The organism is Streptococcus sp. 1171_SSPC (assembly GCF_001069335.1).
Lineage (GTDB): Bacteria > Bacillota > Bacilli > Lactobacillales > Streptococcaceae > Streptococcus > Streptococcus xiaochunlingii.
The window spans coordinates 1-5,862 of record NZ_JWAK01000004.1 but is presented as its reverse complement, the minus strand read 5'-3'; the positions used below and the strand labels follow the sequence as shown (position 1 = coordinate 5,862).

Annotated in this window: 7 protein-coding genes, 1 tRNA gene and 2 pseudogenes; 7 read left to right on the top strand and 3 right to left on the bottom strand. The window is 33.3% G+C overall.

Translation table 11 applies throughout. The features are described from left to right. Window positions 1–365 (bottom strand): annotated as a pseudogene (locus ADF75_RS00310) (phosphorylase); the annotation flags it as partial. Between the two features lie 131 nt (window positions 366–496). On the opposite strand from ADF75_RS00310, the pseudogene ADF75_RS10695 reads away from it, so the two are divergent. Both ADF75_RS10695 and ADF75_RS00305 read left to right on the top strand, forming a co-directional pair. Then, window positions 497–604 (top strand): annotated as a pseudogene (locus ADF75_RS10695) (conjugal transfer protein); the annotation flags it as partial. Between the two features lie 80 nt (window positions 605–684). After that, window positions 685–1,152, top strand: coding sequence for a GNAT family N-acetyltransferase (locus ADF75_RS00305; protein ID WP_048788724.1), 468 nt, complete (start codon window positions 685–687; stop codon window positions 1,150–1,152). Window positions 1,153–1,394: 242 nt separating this feature from the next. Here ADF75_RS00305 and ADF75_RS00300 read toward each other — a convergent pair whose 3' ends face one another. Then, complete coding sequence (locus ADF75_RS00300) at window positions 1,395–1,847, bottom strand: helix-turn-helix domain-containing protein (RefSeq protein ID WP_048788723.1); 453 nt, start codon at window positions 1,845–1,847, stop codon at window positions 1,395–1,397. A gap of 319 nt (window positions 1,848–2,166) precedes the next feature. Here ADF75_RS00300 and ADF75_RS00295 point away from each other — a divergent pair, with 319 nt between their 5' ends. The 5 genes from ADF75_RS00295 to ADF75_RS00275 are packed head-to-tail and all read left to right on the top strand — an operon-like array spanning window position 2,167 to window position 5,657. Then, the gene (locus ADF75_RS00295) at window positions 2,167–2,640 is read left to right on the top strand and encodes a hypothetical protein (RefSeq protein ID WP_037599776.1); all 474 of its coding nucleotides are present in this window, start codon (window positions 2,167–2,169) and stop codon (window positions 2,638–2,640) included. A 40-nt stretch (window positions 2,641–2,680) separates the two neighbouring features. Beyond that, window positions 2,681–3,877: a replication initiation factor domain-containing protein gene (locus ADF75_RS00290; protein WP_048788722.1), complete on the top strand. Its 1,197-nt coding sequence runs from the start codon at window positions 2,681–2,683 to the stop codon at window positions 3,875–3,877. A gap of 2 nt (window positions 3,878–3,879) precedes the next feature. Beyond that, window positions 3,880–4,266 carry a hypothetical protein gene (locus tag ADF75_RS00285; RefSeq protein WP_001096844.1) on the top strand — a complete coding sequence of 129 codons (387 nt, stop codon included), beginning with the start codon at window positions 3,880–3,882 and terminating at the stop codon, window positions 4,264–4,266. Between the two features lie 59 nt (window positions 4,267–4,325). Then, window positions 4,326–4,520: a DUF3173 domain-containing protein gene (locus tag ADF75_RS00280; RefSeq protein WP_000598356.1), complete on the top strand. Its 195-nt coding sequence runs from the start codon at window positions 4,326–4,328 to the stop codon at window positions 4,518–4,520. Between the two features lie 3 nt (window positions 4,521–4,523). Next, complete coding sequence (locus ADF75_RS00275; protein WP_048788721.1) at window positions 4,524–5,657, top strand: tyrosine-type recombinase/integrase; 1,134 nt, start codon at window positions 4,524–4,526, stop codon at window positions 5,655–5,657. A 74-nt stretch (window positions 5,658–5,731) separates the two neighbouring features. Here the strand turns inward: ADF75_RS00275 and ADF75_RS00270 are convergent. After that, window positions 5,732–5,815: transfer RNA gene (locus ADF75_RS00270), tRNA-Leu, on the bottom strand. Window positions 5,816–5,862 lie beyond the last annotated feature (47 nt).

Genomic DNA, 5,862 nt, shown 5'->3' with positions numbered 1-5,862 from the left:
GTTGGAATGATGATGGAGGTCGCCTCAATATCTTGGTCCAAAACCCCACAGGTCCCAAAGAGCACTAGTTTTTCCATCCCAAATTGAATCAAATCCTCTATAATCCCTACACAGGAAGCAGCCCCAACTGGTGCATTAAAGACAGCAATCTGTTGGTCTTCAATCGTAATCCCATAGACTAAGACTTCAAAGTTGGAAATGGAAGTTCTTGTAATGACCTCATGTTCATAATTTTCAAGGAGACGCGCAAAAGTTACTCTTGAAAAGCAAGAGATGACTACTTTGGGAAATCCTTCAATTGGTTCGTGTCGGTCTTGTGGGTTGATAATCGCCTGTCGATTGGCATCAAATTCTTCTAAAATCATCTGATATAACTCTTTCATTTAAATTATTGTTCTATATTATACCACAATTATATTATAGATATCTTTTTAAACCCACAAAAATAAAATTCCATTGAAAAACACCCATTTAGAAACAGGATTTACTCAATTAGAAGTTGCTTGAAGAATTAGATAAAAAGAATGTGTTTGATATTGAAGACTATATCAAGAGAAAAGGCAAAGTTAAGCTTAATAGAAATACAGTAATTACAAGATTGTAATATTTTTCTGTTATAGCTTTATGTGACAGGGATAAATATGGTATAATAAGGCAAATTTGAATGTGTAGAGGAAAAATAAGATGTTTGTGAGAAGATTTGAACCTAAAGATGCAGAAAAAGTGTCGGAATTAGTTGTAACAACTTTAAGAACTACTAATATCAAAGATTATTCATTAGAGTATATAGAAAATGATGTAAAGAATTTGCAACCACAAAATATTTTAGAAAGAGCTAACTGGATGCATTTTTATGTGGTATGTGATGCTGAAAAGATTGTTGGGTGTGGTGCGATAGGACCATATTGGGATAAAGAAGATGAAAGTAGTCTTTTCACTATTTTTGTACTACCGGATTATCAAGGAAAAGGTGTGGGGCGACTGATTATTGAAACACTTGAGAAAGATGAATTTTTCCTTCGGGCAAAAAGAGTAGAAATTCCAGCTTCTATAACTGCAACTCCTTTTTATTTGAAGATGGGATATAATTATAAGAATGGGATTACTCTTCCGGACGAAGAAGGGTTATTGAGATTGGAAAAATATAGATAAATTGAGGCTTTCTTGATAACAACGGAAAGACAGCTCCCAGTTTGTCGAACGGAATATAAAGTATTAAAGACGATAGAAATAAAAAAGCCTATTGGTATCTTTTTGGTAGCTAAACAGACAAAATATCTTGTTTTTTGCAAATAATACTTAGAAAGAATGTTGAATTATCAGCATTCTTTTTTATTTCAAATGTATTCTCGGAATGTAAAGATGGGTGTTTTTTGGTTCTAAATCTATAGACATCAATCTGCATTAAAATAATCATAAACCTCTTTAAAGAGAGTTTGCAAGATTTCTTGCTCTTCTTCATCTAAATTATATTCAGAGACTAGCTCGTCCATATAGTCAAATGCAGTGAAATGATTTTTTATCCCATGCATGACAATAGCAAACTTCAGATCATTTAGTTCTGTTTTATTAAACTCTTTTAATTTTTTCAAATCAATTTTAGTGATTGGATGCGGGACAACATCTAGAGTACTGTAAGTCGTTTTTCCTAATAAATAGTCGGTCGTGGTATCAAATAATTTTGCTAATTTGACAACGGCTTCTAAATTAGGCTCTAAAGTTCCGTTTTCCCAACGAGAATAAGTACCTTGTTGTACATCAATCAACTCAGAAACTTGTACCTGAGTTAACTTCTTACTCTTTCTCAGTTCCTTAAGACGATCTCCAAAAGAATTATTATTAAACATTGTTCCCTCTTCAATATTCGATTCTGTATATTTTAGCTTGACAAAATATTCTAAACGGTATAAAATAGAATTATTCCATAAGGAATATTTATTTTGAGATTAAATATTCCATTGAGAATATTATAGCATAAAAGGAGGTAAAAGCGTATGTAACTAGTAGTTGATTTTAAAATTTTAATAAAGGAGGTAGGATTCGACAAAATAAAAAAATCTTGAAACAAATGTGCCGTTCGTTCCAAGATCAAAACATATTATGTAACAATTATACCACAGAAAACTCTTCAGTTGCACAAGAAAATTTCGGAGGTTTCACAAAAAGATGACCAATAAAGAGTTAGTCAATCAAATTTCTGGCCTAAACTCTACCTCTACTCTTAAAAATTGGATTCAACTGATTAAAGAGATAAGTGGCAAGGAATTTAAAAAAATTAAAATTCCTATCAGTAGAAATCCAAGGACTCATCAATTAAGTTATACAGTTGCCTATGACTTTACAAACGAAGACCTTAGACAATTTCAAAAGTTAGCTAACCTAAAACTTGAAATAGGTCTAAAAGAGGCTATACAAGCCGTATTTGGGAGTCTAGCAGACAATGAGCACGAATCCCTAAACCAAGTAATAGATGAGCTCTACGATGAACTGAGTGCCTTAAAACAGGAATTTAAGCGAGAAATACGACTGATAAAAAATGAGAATGCCAGTCTAAAAAAGAAAATCCAAGATATTGAAGAGTCGATGCAAACCGGCTTACTAGGGTTTGTTCAGAAGAGGTCAAAAAATAGGTTCGGCTAATAGCGAGTTTTCGGCTGAGCCATGAGGCAGAAAGCCGAAAATGAGCGTAAATGCGGACGGACCATTTTTGACCGTTAGGGTGTGTAGTAACACCACCCTCTGCAAGTTAGGTGTACCATCGAAAGAATTCAGTATTCCCAAGGGTTTTGGAGATTTTAAGGGTGGCAAAATTAGGCAAAAAGTTGAATCAAAATCTATGGCAAAAAATGAACATTTACGTTCTGTATTTGACTGGATTCAAATTCAGTTTGATAAGACTGAATTTTCGCCAAGAGAAATAATCGAAGACATTCTATTTCTTGATTATGACCTATTTATTGAGAATAAAGGGAGCCTTAAATACTATAACTATGATAGCCAGCTTCATCATGGGAATATCCGTATCTACTATGGAGCGAAAGAGTCGTCCTACATGCTTGTCATGTCAGGACAGGCACTCGAGTTCTTTAGAGATATGGTATTAGATCCAAATAGTCTGTCCGAAAGACAGTTTCTGAACAACCTCTACTACAATTACAATCAGTTTTCAGTAAGACGAATTGATATTGCAATAGATGATTTTAACGAAACACCCTATTTCACTCCTAATCAGCTTCTAAAGATTTGTCAGAAGAAACGCTTTATATATGGAAAAAGCACTTACTACAATACCTACGGAGATGAAACAATCGGCCAGACCTTATATTTGAGAAAACCCAATGATGATGAAAGACTTAGAATTTACGATAAACGCTTAGAACGAGCTGAGAAGCTCGGTATCAGCAAGCGTTATATAGAAAATTGGATAAGAACGGAGTTAGAACTTAGGAAAGAAAAAGCTCACTACTTCATTCAAGAATGGTTGCATTCAGAAATAGATCTTCTCAACTTTACCAAGGGATATCTCAAAGAAAAAGTGAGGTTCTATAGTGATAGTCACTTCTCAAAACCTTTGAGAACTTGGGAAAAGTTTTTAGGTCACTCAAAACCTGTCTCTATCATTATTTCAAAACCAAAAACAGAACTAGAACAAAAATTAGAATGGTTTACCTATAAAGGTTCAGGGGCTATTCTAAAAGCTTATAAATTTCTATACGACAATAACTTACTGCATGAGTATGAGAAGTCTAACTATCTCGCACTCAACAATATGGAATATCCACCAGATTTAGCAAGTGGATTAATAGAACGGGCAATTCTCTTTAAAAGAGAGGATTTAATCCCTACAATCAAAGAAAATATCAAAAGGAGAAATTAACTATGGCAAAAATGCTTTCACAAAATGACTGGAATTTTAATAACATTGGAACAAAATTTGAATTGGATGAAGTTATTCCAAAATTTGAAACGGAAGTCCGAGCAGATGCAAACGGAGAAATTATCAAAAACCGAGATGGTAGCGAAAGACGTTTTAATACCGATAAAATCATTGGTTGGAAATACAATGTAACGATCAAGGATGGACAATTCAAAAAGAAATCAACCCAAGTCTCAGTAGATAATCCAGAAGCTTTAGTCGATAATGACTATATCCAAGCAATGGATCAAGTACCAGTTACATTTGACAATTTACAAGCCACTATGATTAGTTCAACGATGTATTACAAAGCGGATGCTATCCATTTAGTAGATGTAAAACAAAAATAAGTATTAGACAAGGGGAGCTAATCCTCCCCTTACTTAATCTAATCAGAAAAGGAGATCACATGATTAAAACTGTAACAAAAGATGACCTTATCGAACTTGGATTTGCTCCAGGAACTGCAAGAAAGATTATCCATACTGGCAAATTACTATTAGTGAATCGTGGTTTTAATATCTACGATAACAAACGGATTGGTACAATTCCAGCCAGTGTCGCTGAAGAACTACTAGGAATTGAACTCCAGAAAGAAGCATAATGAATGACTATTCGTAAAACTAAAAGTGGTAAATGGACCGTTGATGTTTCTAACGGTTTCCACCCAGTCACACAAAAAAGAATACGTATTATTCGTAAAGGATTAAAATCTAAAAAGGAAGCCCTAGAACTTGAACAACATATTAGAGTTGTAGAATTAAAAGAAAAACAATTTGACTTTGTAGTAACAACAGATATGTTATTCGACTTACTTGAAGAAGATGATCTGAAAAATGGCAGAAAAATAAGCTATACAAGTACACAAAGAAACAATTATGAGCGTCATATTAAGCCATATTTTAAAAATACAAATTTAAATAAATTAACGTATGACCATATATTCGAATTTCGTGAATACCTAAAAACAAAACCTAAAAAACAAAATGAAAATGAAACTTTAAGTTATAATACAATTAATAAAGTTCTAATTCTACTTAAAAAAATTTTTGACACTGGTATAAGAAAATCCCTTATTGATAAAAATCCTGTTGAGAATCTGAGAAAATTACCAATTAGGAAGCCTAATATCAAATTTTGGAGTATAGAAGAATTCACGAGATTTAGAGAACTTATTCAAGATGATGAAACAAGCTATGACCTGTTTTTCGTAATTGCTTTCTTTACTGGGATGAGAATGGGAGAAATACTCGCATTGAACTGGAATGATATAAATCTTTTAACAAATACAATTTTCGTTACCAAAACGGTATACTTTGTAAATAATACAAGCTACATTAATACAACAAAAACACGATCAGGAACTAGAAATATTACAATCAATCAGAAATTAACGGAAATGCTAAAAGATTGGAAAGAAAAACAAAAAGAAAGACTTAAGGAATTTACCAAAAATACTGACGAACTACAAATAATACAGAGTACACCAATAACTATTACAAAAAATATGATTGATAAGAAGTTTAAGCAAATACTAGAAAGGGATAAAGATTTAAAGAGAATAAGAATTCATGATTTAAGACACTCTCATGCATCATTACTTATAAATCAAGGGGAAGATTATCTTGTTGTTAAAGAAAGATTAGGACACGCATCTATTACGACAACAATTGATACTTATTCCCATTTGTACCCTAGCAAACAGAAAACATTGGCTAATAAACTTGATGATTTATTTTAAAATGGAAAAAATTGGTAACTCGACACACAACAAAGAAAAAAAGACAAGGTCCGAAAACCTTGTCTTTTAAACTATACCGGCGGCCGGGGTCGAACCGGCACGTCCTTGCGGACACTGGATTTTGAGTCCAGCGCGTCTGCCAATTCCGCCACGCCGGCAAAGTATAACTGGGGTAGCTGGATTCGAACCAACGCATGAGGGAGTC